Here is a 15,016-nt window from a genome sequence, read left to right on the forward strand (position 1 = left end):
TGCGGCAGGAGGCGTTAGTCATGCTACATTTCATGTTCGACGAACCGGAGAGAATAGCGGACGGCGCGTTAGCTGAAACATTCGTCCTGATGGATCAATTTGTAGATATGGTGGCAAGCCGTATTCGGAGCGGACAGGATACGGACCAGAAGCTGCGCAAATATGAAATATGGACGAAAGGCTTGCGCTCCTCGCTCATTGAGCTGGAGCAGAGCCATTATGCGGCAAGCCGCTTCAAAGATAAGGTCGCTTCAAGATCGGTGGACGACATGTCCAAAGACGAAAAGCTGGATTATGACCGCTATGTTTATTTTGATAAAAACAGTTTTATACGGGTCTTTTCCTTATTGGATAAGATGGGCACTCTGCTGAATGAATTGCTGGGGATGCGCACGGAGAAGATCAAACCTCATTTTTCCTATTTTACGGTACTGCGGAATATGCGGGAGCGGAAAGCGCATCCCGGCTTGACCTGGAAGCTGAACGATGTGAAGGAACAATATAAGGATTCAATGAACCGGTTGCGCAAGCGCAGAAATACGGAAATCCATTATATGAACTCTGAAATGCATGACGATCTGATCCAGAGCCAGCGCATGTACGGCGAGGAAGCGCGGCTGGAAAATATCGCGCAGCAGTCGGAAGATTTGACGAATTGCTTGCATATGTCTATAGAATCATTAAGGCTTACGTTCCAATATGCTTGCGCGCTTCTGCGCAGCAAGTCCGTATAATCCCGGGAGAGGGTGATATAGGTGGAGCTGAGGGGAAGAACAGCGCTCGTAACAGGCAGCGCCAAAGGGCTCGGGAAGCGAACGGCGCTGCAATTGGCCGAGCAGGGCTGCAATCTGATTATCAATTATTTGGAGAGCGAGCAGGAAGCGCATGAGGTGAAGAGCAGCATTGAGCAGCTTGGCGTAAAAGCCATCACGGTGCAAGCGGATATCGCTACGACGGATGGCGCGCATAAGCTGGCTGACGAAGCGGAGCGCTGGGCGGGCGGCGTCGATATTCTGGTGAACAATGCCGGGCCGTTCGTACGCAAGAGAAGGCTGTACAGCGAGTATGATGAGGAGACGATCATCAGACTGATGAACGGCAATCTTCTTAGCGTCATGCTGCTGGATCATCGCTTGCTGCCGCGCATGCGCGAGAACAAGTGGGGACGTATTATTCATTTCGGCTTCGGTCATGCCAATGAAGCCCGCGCATGGCCTCATCGGGCCGTATATGCCGCCGCGAAGACGGGGCTGGTTTCCTTTACGAAGTCGCTTGCCGTTGAAGAAGCGCCCTTCGGCATTACGGTCAATCTGATTGGTCCTGGAGATATACGGGGCGCTAATAAAGAGAAGTCCATCGAGGAAGTGGAGAATGAGCATGATTCAGAATCTCCGCTGGGCCGTCCGGGCGTCGGAGAGGACGTCGCACGCGTCATCCTCTTCTTATGCCAGCACAAGTCCAGCTTCCTGACCGGCAATGTTATCGATGTAACCGGCGGATTCGATCCCATTAGAGCCAATATTAAAGGCATGTTTTAGCACAAAAAAAAGAGTCTTATCCTGCAGCAGGGTGCCGCAGCGATAAGACTCTTTGCATTAAAATACTTGTACGACTTCTACGACGCCATCTACCTCTTCAAGCAGCGCGCGCTCGATACCAGCCTTGAGCGTAATCGTGGAGCTTGGGCAGCTGCCGCAAGCACCCATCAAGCGGAGCTTGACAATGCCGCCTTCCACATCGACCAATTCCACGTCGCCGCCGTCGCGTTGCAGGAACGGGCGAAGCTTATCAAGCACGTCCAGCACTTCGTCATACATTGTGTCTTGTACTTGTTCACTCATTGCAATCAACTCCTTTCTCCCCTATTATAGTACAAAGCGAAGCAATTGAAAATGGTTCGCAAACCGCAATCATGAAAAGTAAGGTGATCTACGATGATGAAACCGATGATCGAATTTTGCGCCAGCAATATGCACCATGGAACGGATGAAATCATGAACCGGCTGGAGCAGGATGATTCCTATGAAGTCATAGAATATGGCTGCCTGGGTAATTGCGGCGAGTGCTACTTAAAGCCTTATGCGCTTGTCGACGGCACGATTGTGGCTGTCGATGATGTAGATGAATTATATGACGCTATTATGAAAGCGATCGATCAGCAGCAAGCCGACCGCGATGCGCTGGACAAGCTGCTGGATGATCTATAATGAATAGCGTTAGCCAAGATGGCGCTTGGACTTCCACAATACGCCGCTCTTGACCAGACGCGGCACGCGGCCGAGGATCGGGGTACCGCCCATGATGCCGAAGCCGCTTTTTTTGCCTAGTGAGCCGAGTACGCCCTTAAGCTTGATCTTGCCTAGTCTTGGTGTCTTATCATGCCAGATGGCGTACAGAACTTCTGCAATTTGCTTGCCTTGTCCGCCTGCTGCTTGCGCACTTGGCGAATAAGGCAAGGAAGCGCAGTCGCCTACAACGAAGACATTCGTATAATCCGGCAGCTGATGATATTCGTTAATCATAAGCCGTCCTTGTGAATCCTTCGGCAGCGCTAAGCGTTGGATGAGCTCCACAGGCTGGATACCAGCTGTCCATACTGTTACATCTGTGCGAATTTCCTCGCCGCTGTTGGAGTCATATAGCATGCCTTGCTCCAGACGAGTGAGTGAGACATGGCCACGCATCTCGACATTATGCTCCATGAACCAGTCAGCTACAAAGTCCTGCAGCTTGCCCGGGAACGCCGACAATACCTTCGGTCCGCGGTCCAGAAGCCGAATATTCAGATCAGGTCTGCTCTCGCGCAGCTCAGAAGCCACTTCCACGCCGCTAAGGCCGCCCCCTACGATCGACACTTGGCCATATGGCTTAATGTCGTTCAGCAAGGCATAGGTTCTTCGTGTAGCGGAGAAGGATTGAATACTTGTTGAATATTGCTCTGCGCCTTCAATGCCATGATATTTGTCCGTACAGCCAAGCCCAAGGACCAGCCAATCGTAAGCAATCGGATCGTGACCTTCCACCCTAACGAGCTGCTGCTCCAAGTCGATATCCGTAATGTTGCCGAATGCCAGCTGCAGTCTGGGATCAGACGGGAATTTAACCCGAATCTCCAGATCCGATGCCGTACCGGCAGCAAGCGCGTAATATTCCGTTTTCAGCCCTTGGAAGGGCTGACGGTCCACTAACACAATGGATACATCATACGGCAGTTGCTTCTCAAGCAGATCGTTCGCAATGGCAAGGCCGCCGTAACCCCCGCCTAAGATGACTAATTTTCTCATGAGTTCCCCAGCTCCACGATTCGTGATGATTGTAGGTTATGCCTACGACCTCTTGTTTAATCATTCATAAATTTTGATTTCGTTATAGAACGTATCCCGCTCGACAGGTATTCTTCCGGCGCCTTTGATCAGCCAGATCAGATCCTCACGCGTAATGCCTTCCGGTGTAAGCGCGCCAGCCGCATGGCTGATTTTCTCTTTCACGATGGTGCCGTGCGCATCCGAAGCGCCCATGGTCAATGCGACTTGCGTCAATTGAACGCCGATGTTGATGAAGTACGCCTTGATATGCTGGAAGTTGTCCAGCATCAAGCGGCTGATCGCAATCGTCTTCAAGTCCTCGAATGCGGAATTCCGTCTGCGGATTCCCGCTTTTGGATTGATGGGCTGCATCGAGAGCGGAATAAATACCAGGAAGCCGTTCGTTTCATCCTGAAGCTCACGGATTTGCATCAAATGCTTGATCCGGTCTTCCTTTGATTCGATCGAGCCGTAAAGCATCGTCGTATGCGTGCGAAGTCCGAGCTGATGCGCCGTGCGGTGAACGTCCAGATATTGCGACACATCCGCTTTATCCACGCGCATTTTTTTGCGGTAATGGTCGGACAGAATCTCTGCGCCGCCGCCTGTCAGCGATTGAAGGCCGGCTTTCATTAGTTCCTCCAGCACTTCCTTGTAGCTGAGACCGCTGATGCGGGAGAAGAAATCAATCTCCGCAGCCGTATAGGCTTTCAGCGTAACCTCTGGATACTTCTCCTTTAATGCTTTAAGCGAGTCAACGTAATATTGAAACGGCACATTCGGATTATGTCCGCCAACAATATGGAATTCGCGCACGCCCGGATGGATATGCTGCTCGACGTATTCAATCATTTGCTCGCCGGAGAGCGTATAGGCGCCAGGAGCGCCCTCATCTCTGCGGAAGTTGCAGAATGCGCAATGCGCTTCGCAGACATTCGTGAAATACAGGCTCATGTTCTCGATAAAATAAACTTTTTTCCCGTTTTTGCGCAGCGCGACTTCATTGGCGAGCTGGCCAATCGTCAGCAAATCCTCGGACTGGTATAGGAAGACGCCGTCTTCAAGCGTTAGACGCTGTCCGTGACGCACTTTTTCGATAATATGGCCCATCTGGCTTTCTTGTGTGGGGATGATGACGTTCATGGAAGGCCTCCTTTTATAGATAGTAAGCAGCTAAGTTTGTGAAAAAAATAACTTGAAAAAACGTTTAATAAGCTGTAACCATTATAAACCTCACACGTAGTAGGGGCAATAGAAAGTCTTGTCTTGTTACCCAAATACGGCGGTGACGCGGCAAAGTGGATGAGAGCCTGCACGGGCCAATCCCCTTGAGCAACGGCGCAATGTGGGGTATACTATGGATAAGTAAGTGGTAAGTGATGAGGAATGGTTCGTTACATGAATGGAGGGATGTAGGATGATCACGATCAGTGAGCTGGCATCTGAAAAAATAAAAGAAATGCTGGAGCAGGAGGCGTCTCCTGACTTGTTCCTGCGCGTCGGGGTGAAGGAAGGCGGCTGCAGCGGCTTCTCTTATGGCATGGGCTTCGACGATGAAGTGAATGAAGGAGACCAGGAGCTGGAGGCGCAAGGCCTTAAGGTTATCGTGGACAACGAAAGCATCAAGTATCTTCGCGGTCTTGTTATTGATTACAAGGAGTCTGCTATGGGCGGCGGGTTTACGATCGAAAATCCGAACGCAAGCGCAACTTGCGGCTGCGGATCTTCATTCCGCACGGCGAGTGACGCAGGCAAGCCAGCTGCGGCAGGCGAGTGCTAATCGAACTATCCCGCGAATAATGGCAAGCGGCATAAGGCTCTCTGCACGGTGGTGCAGGGAGCCTTATTTGTTATATAACCAAGCAGTTGTAGAACCTCTGAGCCTTCCTATCGGGGGAAACCCTGACTCAAATATGCGGTTCTCCCCGACATACAAGCGATTCCCTTCCTTCTATAATAAAGATACAAAGGAATGGATTCATGCTGCCCGCATGGAAGGGGAGAGGGAAAGATGACAAAAGAAGAAAGGGATATGACCGCTGCTGAGCTGCTGAGGCTGCTGCTGTCCAGCACAGATAGCGATGTTGCCGCGCTCGGGGAAGCCGATGCCGTGACCCGCAAGCTCAAGTGGCTGCTTGTGGAAGGCGGCGCTAGCGTACGGACGGAGCGCATCAGGCAGAAGCTGTCCGACGGATTGACAGGCTCGGCTCTCCGATCGGGACGAATGATCAAGCTCGACAGCGGATTAACCGACAAGGAGTTTTTTAAGCTGGGAGAAGCCATTGTGCTTACGGAAGGGCTGCGTGCCGCAGCCGCATTGCCGCTGCATCCGTCGAAGCATCATGCGCTTGTTGCGTTTATCGGCCGGAGAAGGGACGAGAGCTATTCCGCCGCCGCCATGTCGCAAGCAGATGAGGTCGGCCGGCTTCTGACCGCTTGCTGGCGATCGGATGTGCAATAATAGCTGGCTAAGTTGCGGTTAGAAGCTATAATGGTAGAAAGAAATGAAAACGTCACTGGAGGGATTTAATGATTAAGCTGCTGATCGTGGACGATCATGCCATGGTCCGATCCGGCTTGTCCATGCTGCTTCACGGCAAACATGGGATAGAAGTTGTAGGAGAAGCGTCGGAGGGTGACGAGGCGATCGCCAAAGCAGAGGAGCTGCGTCCCCATGTTGTGCTGATGGACCTAAGTATGCCGCATGGCAAAGACGGAATGACGGCAACGACGGAGCTGAAGCAGAAGCAGCCGGAGACAGCGGTTCTCATACTGACGATGCACGATGATGATGAATATTTGTTCCGGGCGATCAGTATCGGGGCTTCAGGCTATATATTGAAAAATGCGCCGCATCACGAATTGGTGTCGGCTATTCAGTGCGTCTCCGCAGGAGATGCCTATCTGTATCCGACAGCGACCAAGCGGCTGATGGGTGAATATATGAGCCGCATGAAGGATGGGACAGATTCGTCGGAGCCATATGGCTCTCTGTCTGAGCGGGAGAAGGAGATATTAGGCTGGCTCGCCAAGGGGTACACGAACAAGGAAATCGGGGAGAATCTTTTCATTAGCGTCAAGACGGTAGAGACGCATCGCAGCCACCTCATGGAGAAGCTGGGTTTGAAAACAAGGCCGGAGCTCATCAAGTTCGCCGCCAAGAAAGGATTGTTGAACTTTGAATAGCGATCCCAGGAATCTGAGGCAAACCCGTATCGACTCGGATGTAAGCAGTCTTCTGACCTCCTTGTCGGAGCAGCTCGGCAGCGAGGAGCTGCTGGCACGAGCCAGACTCTCGCTGACTCAGCTGGCAGATATCCAGTTCGCCCTGGATGAATCGTCGATTGTGGCGATTACGGACGCCAAGGGCGTCATCCGTTATGTGAACGATAAGTTTTGTGAAATATCCAAGTACGAGCGGGAAGAGCTGATTGGTCAAGACCACCGAATTATTAACTCCGGCTACCATGACAAGGATTACTTCCGCAATCTATGGAAGACGATCTCATCCGGCAGTGTCTGGCGCGGTGAGATCAAAAACAAAGCGAAGGACGGCAGCTATTATTGGGTGAATACGACGATTGTGCCGTTCCTTGGCGATGAAGGCAAGCCATATCAATTTCTTGCTATTCGCTCGGAGGTTACCGCACTAAAGGAAGCGCAGCGTGAACTGAAGCATCTGATGGAGAAGATTCTGCTTATTCAGGAAGAAGAGCGCAAGCGGATATCAAGAGAGCTGCATGACGGTGTTGGCCAAAGCCTGTTCTCCTTGCTCATCTCACTGGACCGCATCATTGGCGGACAGGAGGGGCAGGACGATCTGGAGAAGCTCCGAGGCGACGTATCCGCATTAATGGAAGACGTTCGCGGGCTGGCGTGGGAGCTGCGCCCTTCCGTATTGGACGATCTGGGCGTGAAGCCGGCCATCCGAACGTTCACCGAAAACTATATGCAGCACTTCGGTATTAAGGTACAGCTTGATATTCGGCTGACGAGCAGATTGGGAACGCTAAAGGAGACGGTTATCTATCGCATCATTCAGGAAGCGCTCACGAACGTAGCCAAGTATGCCGGGGTAGAAAGCGCGGAGGTGCTGGTCGAAGAGCGTGATGACGACATTGTGGTATGTATTCGCGATGAAGGAGCGGGCTTCGTCAGAAACGCCAGCGAAAGCGGCGTCGGGCTGTTCAGCATGGAAGAGAGAGCCGGCAGTGTGAATGGGAGCTTGTCCATTCAATCGGAGCCGGGCAAAGGCACAACCGTGCGTCTGATCGTCCCTAAGCCATAATTCGACAAATATTTCGCAGTTGTGATAAAAATCACATAATTCTCCTGATGGTCCTATTATACTAAAGACATCAAGAGAAGGAGTGATCAGAGATGATGGAACTATGGAGAAAGAATCGCTGGGCAGCAGGATTGGTAACCGTTATTCGAATCGTATTGGGGTATCAATGGCTGACGTCGGGCTGGCATAAAATAACGGGTGAAGTCGCATTCAATGCCAGCGGATATCTAGGAAACGCAGTAACGAATCCTGTTATGGACAAAGCGACAGGAGAAGCGCTCTACCCGACATACAACGCCTTTATTGAGCATTTCGCACTACCGAACGTTAAGCTGATTAACCTCATTATCCCATTGGGAGAGTTCCTTGTAGGCCTTGGACTTATTCTAGGCACATTGACCGTAACAGCCGCATTCTTCGGCTTAATGATGAACTTCATGTTCATGTTCGCGGGAACGATCAGCACCAACCCGTGGCTGGCCCTTCTGGGAGTAGCTGTACTTATAGCAGGAGCAAACGCAGGACGCTTCGGCGGAGACCGCTGGGTACTGCCTTGGCTGAAAGCAAATATCGGCAACAAACTATTTGGAAAACTCGGCAAGCCGGATCGTGGGGTTGCCGGTAAGACGCCGAATGTGTAAAGGAGAAGCAAGCGATGAGAGAATGTATCTTTCACTTTAAAGTCATCCGGGGAGGCAGCAGCAAGCTTCTCCGAGCGTTAATCATGCTGGATGGAGAGCGTCAGCCGACGATTGCGGACTTCACGAACGCATTCCAGCAGCTAGGCTACCGCGTCAAGCTGGAGAATGAGCGCGAGCTGATCTTCGCCCCGACGAACGGGGAAGATTACAAGCTGGACGTAACCCGCATCGAGATCAAAGGCGACGATAACGAGCAAATGCAGCATGACGGAGAGCTGAAAGCGATCGTAGAGCACTTGGTTCGCACCACTTGGTAATCTTCTAAAATAAAGGTTATGAGCACGAGAAACAGCCGGAAGGGTTCGCCGGCTGTTTCTTTTTCGTTGCGGCACATGTCCACTCAGGAGTCATTTATAAGCGTTTTATCAATTTTATATACAAATATGAAAATTTTGTCTATTCTATAGTCGTATTCAACTTTGATAGCCGGAAAGGAGGACATCGATAGCTTAGAAGCTATAAAAGTTCAGAGGAAGGAGGATGTGTGACAGACGATAAGGTTTTCGCTTTATGTAAGCGGTTCATAAAGTGTCAAATAAGTTTCACTTATTAGGATTGATATTAGGTTTTATAGGAAAGGGAGATGGCGAATGAAGTTTTGGAGCGAAAAAATGTGGTCGGCTTTTCTTGTCACCTTTATCCGGATTTTTCTTGGTTACAACTGGCTGATGTCAGGTTGGGGCAAGCTGTCGGGGGACAAACCGTTTGATGCTTCCGGATTTCTGAACAATGCGCTTGCCAATCCCGTGATCGACAGAGCCACCGGCGAAGCACTGTATCCGACATACTTGTCCTTCTTGGAGCATGTAGCCTTGCCTCAGGTTAAGATCATTAATATTTTGGTGCCGTGGGGCGAATTTCTGGTTGGACTCGGGTTAATTGTAGGAGCGCTTTCGCTTACAGCCGCTTTTTTCGGTCTGCTGCTTAATTTTATGTTTATATTCTCCGGCTCCGTCAGCAATAATCCGTGGTTCCTTCTGCTGGGCATTCTGATCGTACTCGCGGGAAGCAATACAGGACGCTTCGGCGTCGACCGTTATTTGCTGCCATGGCTGAGGGATGCTGCCGGCAGACTGGCAAGAGGCCAGCGCAAGACGGAGGGAGCGGGCTCGGGAATGTGACGGACATTCGACTATGCCGCTTAAGGAAGATTATAATAAGTGAAAGGGCGTGCCGCACATGATGAGAGTTCAATAGGGGGAACGATGGGATGTACCGCGTGTTTATTGTCGAGGATGACGGCAAGATTGCCGCTATTCTAAAAAATAAGATGGAGCAATACGGTTATGCAGCTGAGGCGGCTTCCGACTTCCGCGATCTGCTGCCGGAGCTGGAGTCATTCGACCCTCAGCTTGTATTGCTGGATATTAACCTGCCGTATTTCGACGGCTATTACTGGTGCAGGCAAATCCGCTCGCGCTCGAATGTGCCGATTATTTTCATTTCAGCCCGGGCGGGCGAGATGGATCAGGTGATGGCAATCGAGAACGGCGGGGATGATTACATTACGAAGCCAATCCAGCTTGAGCTGCTCATGGCGAAGGTCCGCGGCGTCTTGCGAAGAACCTATGGGGAATATGCCATTACGGAGGGACGAGAAGGCGGAGACTATTCGGAGAGTGTCTCGATGGAGCTGAGCGCTGGCGGCCTGCGCTTGCTGATGAGCCGCAACGAGCTGGATTGGGAAGGCAAGCGGGTTGAATTGACGAAGAACGAAGGGCTGCTTGCGGAATGCCTGATGCGCAGGCCCGGACATATCGTGGCGCGGGAGACGCTGCTTGAGGCGCTGTGGGACGATGTGCAATTCGTCGATGACAATACGCTCACGGTTAATGTGACGAGGCTGCGCAAGAAGCTGGAGGAGCTTGGCTTGCCGAAGGCGATCGAGACGATCAGAGGACAAGGCTACAAGCTGTCGCTGGAAGGGTCAAAATCAGGTGGAGTACGATGAACGATGAATTCGGACGCTGGTCTTCTGTCCTTATGTTTCTGAAGGACCGTCTTCTTAATATGCTGTGCGCGCTGACGATCATTGGCTTGGCTTGCTGCTTGTATTTGCTGGAGCAGTACCGTTATCCCGGCCTTATTGACACGCAGACGATCTATTATTTCATCTTGCTTGCCGTATTCGTATACAGCATATGGCTCGCTGTTGATTATTTGCGCATGCGTTATTATTACAAGCAATTGCAAGAAGCAATGGAACGTTCGGATGAGCTGGGCGCGGTGACGCTGATCCAATCCGCGGCTACCGGGGAGCAGCGGCTCGCTGCACGGCTGCTGCAGGATCAGCACCGCGCTTATTTGAATGAATTGAACCAGCATAAGCGGCAGCAGGAGATCCATAATCACTTTGTGATGCAATGGGTCCATCATATGAAGACACCGGTATCGGTGGTTGATCTGCAGGTGCAGGAAGCGTTCAGACAGCCGCCGGATACCGAGCGGGAGTGGATGGATCTGATCGGCAGCGTCAGGGAAGAGACGGAGAGGTTGACGCGCGGCCTTGAGATGATGCTATATACCGCCAGACTGGATAAGTTCGAGCTGGATGTACATATTCGGAAAACTTCTTTGCATGATATGATTCGAAGCGCGATCAACGCGCACAAGCGCCTGTGTATTCAGTATTCTATCTTCCCGAGAGTGGAAGGCGAAGCATGGGCGGAGACAGACGACAAGTGGATGACATTCGTGCTGAACCAACTGATCAGCAACGCAATTAAATATAGCAAAAACAAGCCCGGTACCAAAACCTTGCAGTTTCGATTGGAGCAGTATTCGGACAGCAGCGTGCGGCTCCGGGTGACGGATGCCGGCATCGGCATCGCTGCCCACGACATCCCTCGAATCTTCGATCCGTTCTTCACAGGCGAGAACGGCCGTACGACAGGGGAATCGACAGGCATGGGGCTGTATCTCGCCAAGCAGGTATGCAGCAGGCTGGGGCACACACTGCAAGTAGAGTCGGAGCTTGGCGTTGGCACTACGTTCACCATTCTATTTCAGACCCGGGGCATTCACATTATGGAATCGCAGCGCTTCGGTGACAATATTGTAAGGTTGCAAGGAACGGATTGAAAGACAAATCGATGGGTAGCAAGGCTCCCCGGAAGTATACTTTAGCTATAAGATACACAACGATGCATTCCGGGGAGGAACGATAGTAATGAGCGTACTGAGAGCGCAAGGGTTAGGCAAAATATATAGCACCAAAGGCAATGTCGTCTATAAAGCGCTGGAAAATATCGATCTGGAGGTTGAAGCGGGCGAGTTTGTCGGCGTTATGGGACCTTCGGGCAGCGGCAAGACGACGCTGCTGAATTTGCTGGCGACAATCGACCGGCCCACATCGGGAGCGATTGAGATTAACGGCGTGAATCCGACGAAGCTGAGCGACAACAAGCTGGCTTTGTTCCGCAGACGGGAGCTGGGCTTTGTATTTCAGGACTTCAATCTGCTGGACACGCTGTCCATTAAGGAGAATATTATCTTGCCGCTCGTTATGGAGGGCATGGCGCCGAAGCTGATCGAGCAGCGGCTTGGACCGATCGTGGAGATGCTGCAGATCGCTGCGATTCTGGATAAGCGGACCTATGAAGTATCGGGCGGACAGAAGCAGCGCGCGGCAATTGCGCGAGCGATTATCCATCAGCCTTCGCTTGTGCTTGCAGATGAGCTGACAGGCAACCTGGATTCCAAGGCTGCTAAGGATGTTATGGATGCGCTTAAGGAGATGAACGAGAAATTCAAGGCGACCGTTCTGATGGTGACGCATGATCCGTTCTCCGCCAGTTACTGTCAGCGCATTGTGTTTATTAAAGACGGCAAGTTTTTCTCGGAGATTCGCAGAGGTTCGAACCGCCAGGCGTTCTTCCAACAAATATTGGACGCGCTAAGCGTGCTGGGAGGGAATTTCGATGACGTTCCGTTCGCTCGCGCTTAGTAATGTACGGGGGAATTGGCGTTCATATAGTGCGTTTTTCCTTAGCAGCGTATTTTCGGTATTGATCTTCTACTTGTATGCGTCCTTCCTGAACCATCCGGATGTGGTCAATGGCCATATTTTGGGCGCGGCGAAGGTGCGCGACGGCATGCAATTTTGCTTATATATCATAATCATCTTTTCGTTTCTGTTCATCCTGTATTCCAACTCCGCATTCCTGAAGACGAGGAAGCAGGAATTCGGCTTGTTCTCTTTGTTCGGCATGACCAAGTCTCAGCTTCGCAAGCTGGTCATTTATGAAAATATCGTAATTGCCATCATGTCCATTGCCGTTGGCATCGGACTCGGCATTCTGTTCAGCAAGCTGTTCTTCATGGCGCTGGCTGCCCTGCTGGGCATGAGCGATACAATTGCCTTCGCGATTCCGATGAAAGCGGTATGGCTGAGCGCGGGCGGATTTTTTGCTCTGTTTCTGCTGATTTCATTCTGGACCGTGCTCAGAATGGGCCGCACTGAAATTATCGACCTGCTGAAGGCGTCGAGACAGCCGAAGGGCAAGCTGGTCTACTCTCGCTGGCTTGTGATCATCGGGGCCCTAAGCCTTGCAATAGGATATGGCATGGCGCTTATGATGGACAGCTATAACTTTGTCTTTCTGGCGCTGCCGATATTGATCACGGTCGTTGTCGGAACGTATTTCTTGTTCACGCAGCTCAGCATTGTCATTCTGAAATTCATTCAGAAGCGGCATGGCTTGTATTACAAACGGACCAATATGCTGATCTTCGCGCAGCTGGGCTATAAAATTAGAGATAACGCCCGCATTCTGTTCGTCGTATCGATCCTGAGCGCAGTCATTATGACGGCGCTGGGCACCGTCTATATTATGCATGTCCAAGGCAAGCAGGATCTCGTGAGCAGCTCGCCATTCTCCCTTGCTTACGTAGAGAAGGGGCTTCACACGCATAACGTCATTAATCCGGACGATCTGCAGCGAATTGTGAAGGAAGGCGGCTTCTCATACGATTACGAAGCCAAAGTAGTCGGTATTGGGTTGGAGAAATACTCCATCACGTTCGACGGAAATACATCAACCCAGTTGGGCAACGGACATGACGAAACAAATGAGTACCAGCGACACGCCATGATTATATCGGCCTCGGATTACAATAAGCTGGCCAAGCAGCAGGGCAAGCCGCAGATTACTGTAGAGAGCGGCAAGCTGACGCTGCTGTACCGCAACTTTGACAAGACGGTATTCGGCAGCGGGAAGGCTGCAGGATATGTGAACGGAGAGAAAGTCGAGATTCCCGTATCGGGGTCTATCGATACAAGCGTTATGAACAACTGGATTGAAGTCAATTCGCTGACGCTGGTGATGGATGACCTGACATTTGTTAATACGATCTCGGGGATCAGCGAAGAGAAGCAGCTTGCGTTCTATGGCTATGAGCTGAAAAACTGGGAAAAAGCCGCTCCAATCGTGGAGAAGCTGGTTAAGCTGGTCCCGGACGACATGAAATACGAAAGGGATTTCAACCGCCCGCTGAGCTATTCGGAACTGAATGAGACGGTATCCTTAACGCTGTTCATCGGTTTGTTCATTAGCTTGCTGTTCTTTATTGCCGCGGGCAGCATGATCTACTTCAAGCTGTTCACGGAAATCCAGGAGGACCAGGCTCAATTCAAGGGTCTTAGCCGCATCGGCATGACGAAGAAGGAAGTTCGCCGCGTCGTCGTCTCGCAGATCGCGATAATCTTCTTCATTCCATGTGTTGTCGGCATCAGCCATGCGCTGTTCGCGATGCGCTCGCTGGACAATATGATGAATACATCCAACTGGTTCTATTCATTTGTAGTTATCGGCATCTATGTGGGCATGCAGACGATTTACTTCCTGCTTGCTAGCAACAGCTACATGAAGAGCATGCTTCGCGGCTCGGCAGCATAGGCTGAATTAAAGAAACTCCCGAATCCACAGAATATGTGGAACGGGAGTTTTTTGCTGTCAGCTTAATTGCCCGGTGTCAGGGGAGAGCCGGATTTTTAACTCCCCGGGCGATACCCTGTGAACACTCGCCGCTGCGGTAGCCCGGCTCCGTAGGGCATGAATAGGTGATCCCTTCACGAACATCGAGCAGTGTGAGACGCTGTCCGTGCTTGGCGCCTGTATCGATGCCGATTCGGCGGCCGTCGGTCCAGATATCGCCGGGAGCAGCGCCGAGCTTGCTGGTCGGCGTATGGCCGAACATAATTCGGCGCCACAGGGGCTTGCTCCGGTTGCTTTCGTCGTTGTCGATAAGCGAAGCGAGATGCCTTAGCGGATAGGTATAAAAGTCTTCGCGGATCTCCGTCATGTCGCGGACGGACTGCTCGCGAAGCGGGATGCCAGGCCGCAGCCCGGCATGCACAAACAATATTTCATGATCGATGATGCAGAGGGGAAGCGAATTAATCCATCTCACATAATGGCGCTGCTGGCCGGTAAGTCTTCCTCGATCCCGATGCCGCTTGGACAGAGCGACCAGCTTCAGCTCCTGATTGCCGGGAATGGCTATGGCCCCTTGCGAGACCAGTTCCCTTACAACTTCCAGCGTCCCCCAGGAGACGGGATTGTCGGCATCGATATAATCGCCAAGCAGCAGCAGCTGGTCCTGTGAAGGATCATAGGCTGCCTCATGCAAGAGTCGCATGAGGCCATCATGATGCCCGTGTATATCCGATATGGCCAGCAGCCTCTTGGCGCTGGTCATGTTGTTGTCATTGTTCATGTCAA

General features: G+C 51.6%; 18 protein-coding genes. 14 read left to right on the forward strand and 4 right to left on the reverse strand.

All coding sequences use genetic code 11. The features are described 5' to 3' along the window. Positions 1-20 precede the first annotated feature (20 nt). Together AC0YNW_RS26345 and AC0YNW_RS26350 are read left to right on the forward strand one after the other, a co-directional pair. The gene (locus tag AC0YNW_RS26345; protein ID WP_387468992.1) at positions 21-734 is read left to right on the forward strand and encodes a Cthe_2314 family HEPN domain-containing protein; all 714 of its coding nucleotides are present in this window, start codon (positions 21-23) and stop codon (positions 732-734) included. 27 nt (positions 735-761) lie between these two features. Beyond that, the gene (locus AC0YNW_RS26350; protein WP_387470500.1) at positions 762-1,538 is read left to right on the forward strand and encodes an SDR family oxidoreductase; all 777 of its coding nucleotides are present in this window, start codon (positions 762-764) and stop codon (positions 1,536-1,538) included. Positions 1,539-1,595: 57 nt separating this feature from the next. On the opposite strand, the gene AC0YNW_RS26355 is transcribed toward AC0YNW_RS26350, so the two are convergent. Next, positions 1,596-1,841 (reverse strand): NifU family protein, encoded by a 246-nt coding sequence (locus AC0YNW_RS26355; RefSeq protein WP_387468990.1) that lies wholly within the window; start codon positions 1,839-1,841, stop codon positions 1,596-1,598. A gap of 96 nt (positions 1,842-1,937) precedes the next feature. On the opposite strand from AC0YNW_RS26355, the gene AC0YNW_RS26360 reads away from it, so the two are divergent. Next, positions 1,938-2,207, forward strand: coding sequence for a YuzB family protein (locus AC0YNW_RS26360; RefSeq protein WP_119800677.1), 270 nt, complete (start codon positions 1,938-1,940; stop codon positions 2,205-2,207). Positions 2,208-2,216: 9 nt separating this feature from the next. On the opposite strand, the gene AC0YNW_RS26365 is transcribed toward AC0YNW_RS26360, so the two are convergent. Continuing rightward, entirely contained in the window at positions 2,217-3,284 is a 1,068-nt protein-coding gene (locus tag AC0YNW_RS26365) for an NAD(P)/FAD-dependent oxidoreductase (RefSeq protein WP_387468988.1), read from the reverse strand. Between the two features lie 60 nt (positions 3,285-3,344). Then, entirely contained in the window at positions 3,345-4,448 is a 1,104-nt protein-coding gene (mqnE, locus tag AC0YNW_RS26370) for an aminofutalosine synthase MqnE (RefSeq protein ID WP_387468986.1), read from the reverse strand. A gap of 274 nt (positions 4,449-4,722) precedes the next feature. Between mqnE and erpA the strand changes: the two genes are divergently transcribed. The 11 genes from erpA (at position 4,723) to AC0YNW_RS26425 (ending at position 14,191) form a co-directional block, all read left to right on the forward strand. After that, entirely contained in the window at positions 4,723-5,085 is a 363-nt protein-coding gene (gene erpA, locus AC0YNW_RS26375) for an iron-sulfur cluster insertion protein ErpA (RefSeq protein ID WP_475834431.1), read from the forward strand. Between the two features lie 231 nt (positions 5,086-5,316). Continuing rightward, positions 5,317-5,766: a GAF domain-containing protein gene (locus AC0YNW_RS26380; protein WP_387468982.1), complete on the forward strand. Its 450-nt coding sequence runs from the start codon at positions 5,317-5,319 to the stop codon at positions 5,764-5,766. A gap of 68 nt (positions 5,767-5,834) precedes the next feature. After that, on the forward strand, positions 5,835-6,491 hold the full coding sequence (locus AC0YNW_RS26385; RefSeq protein ID WP_475834432.1) for a response regulator transcription factor: 657 nt from the start codon (positions 5,835-5,837) through the stop codon (positions 6,489-6,491). Continuing rightward, positions 6,484-7,593: a PAS domain-containing sensor histidine kinase gene (locus AC0YNW_RS26390; protein WP_475834433.1), complete on the forward strand. Its 1,110-nt coding sequence runs from the start codon at positions 6,484-6,486 to the stop codon at positions 7,591-7,593. Before AC0YNW_RS26385 ends, AC0YNW_RS26390 begins: the two co-directional genes overlap by 8 nt. A 92-nt stretch (positions 7,594-7,685) precedes the next feature. Then, positions 7,686-8,234 (forward strand): DoxX family protein, encoded by a 549-nt coding sequence (locus AC0YNW_RS26395; RefSeq protein ID WP_475834434.1) that lies wholly within the window; start codon positions 7,686-7,688, stop codon positions 8,232-8,234. Between the two features lie 14 nt (positions 8,235-8,248). Further along, positions 8,249-8,551, forward strand: a complete 303-nt coding sequence (locus AC0YNW_RS26400; protein ID WP_387468974.1) for a hypothetical protein — start codon at positions 8,249-8,251, stop codon at positions 8,549-8,551. A 333-nt stretch (positions 8,552-8,884) separates the two neighbouring features. Next, on the forward strand, positions 8,885-9,415 hold the full coding sequence (locus AC0YNW_RS26405; RefSeq protein WP_475834435.1) for a DoxX family protein: 531 nt from the start codon (positions 8,885-8,887) through the stop codon (positions 9,413-9,415). An 89-nt stretch (positions 9,416-9,504) separates the two neighbouring features. After that, entirely contained in the window at positions 9,505-10,245 is a 741-nt protein-coding gene (locus AC0YNW_RS26410; RefSeq protein WP_475834436.1) for a response regulator transcription factor, read from the forward strand. Continuing rightward, complete coding sequence (locus tag AC0YNW_RS26415; RefSeq protein ID WP_475834437.1) at positions 10,242-11,375, forward strand: sensor histidine kinase; 1,134 nt, start codon at positions 10,242-10,244, stop codon at positions 11,373-11,375. Before AC0YNW_RS26410 ends, AC0YNW_RS26415 begins: the two co-directional genes overlap by 4 nt. Positions 11,376-11,463: 88 nt before the next feature. Continuing rightward, positions 11,464-12,240, forward strand: coding sequence for an ABC transporter ATP-binding protein (locus AC0YNW_RS26420; protein ID WP_387468965.1), 777 nt, complete (start codon positions 11,464-11,466; stop codon positions 12,238-12,240). Further along, on the forward strand, positions 12,215-14,191 hold the full coding sequence (locus tag AC0YNW_RS26425; protein ID WP_475834438.1) for an ABC transporter permease: 1,977 nt from the start codon (positions 12,215-12,217) through the stop codon (positions 14,189-14,191). Before AC0YNW_RS26420 ends, AC0YNW_RS26425 begins: the two co-directional genes overlap by 26 nt. A gap of 76 nt (positions 14,192-14,267) precedes the next feature. Here AC0YNW_RS26425 and AC0YNW_RS26430 read toward each other — a convergent pair whose 3' ends face one another. Continuing rightward, positions 14,268-15,011, reverse strand: a complete 744-nt coding sequence (locus AC0YNW_RS26430; RefSeq protein WP_475834439.1) for a metallophosphoesterase family protein — start codon at positions 15,009-15,011, stop codon at positions 14,268-14,270. Between the last annotated feature and the right edge of the window lie 5 nt (positions 15,012-15,016).

Source organism: Paenibacillus sp. J31R120 (assembly GCF_056269225.1).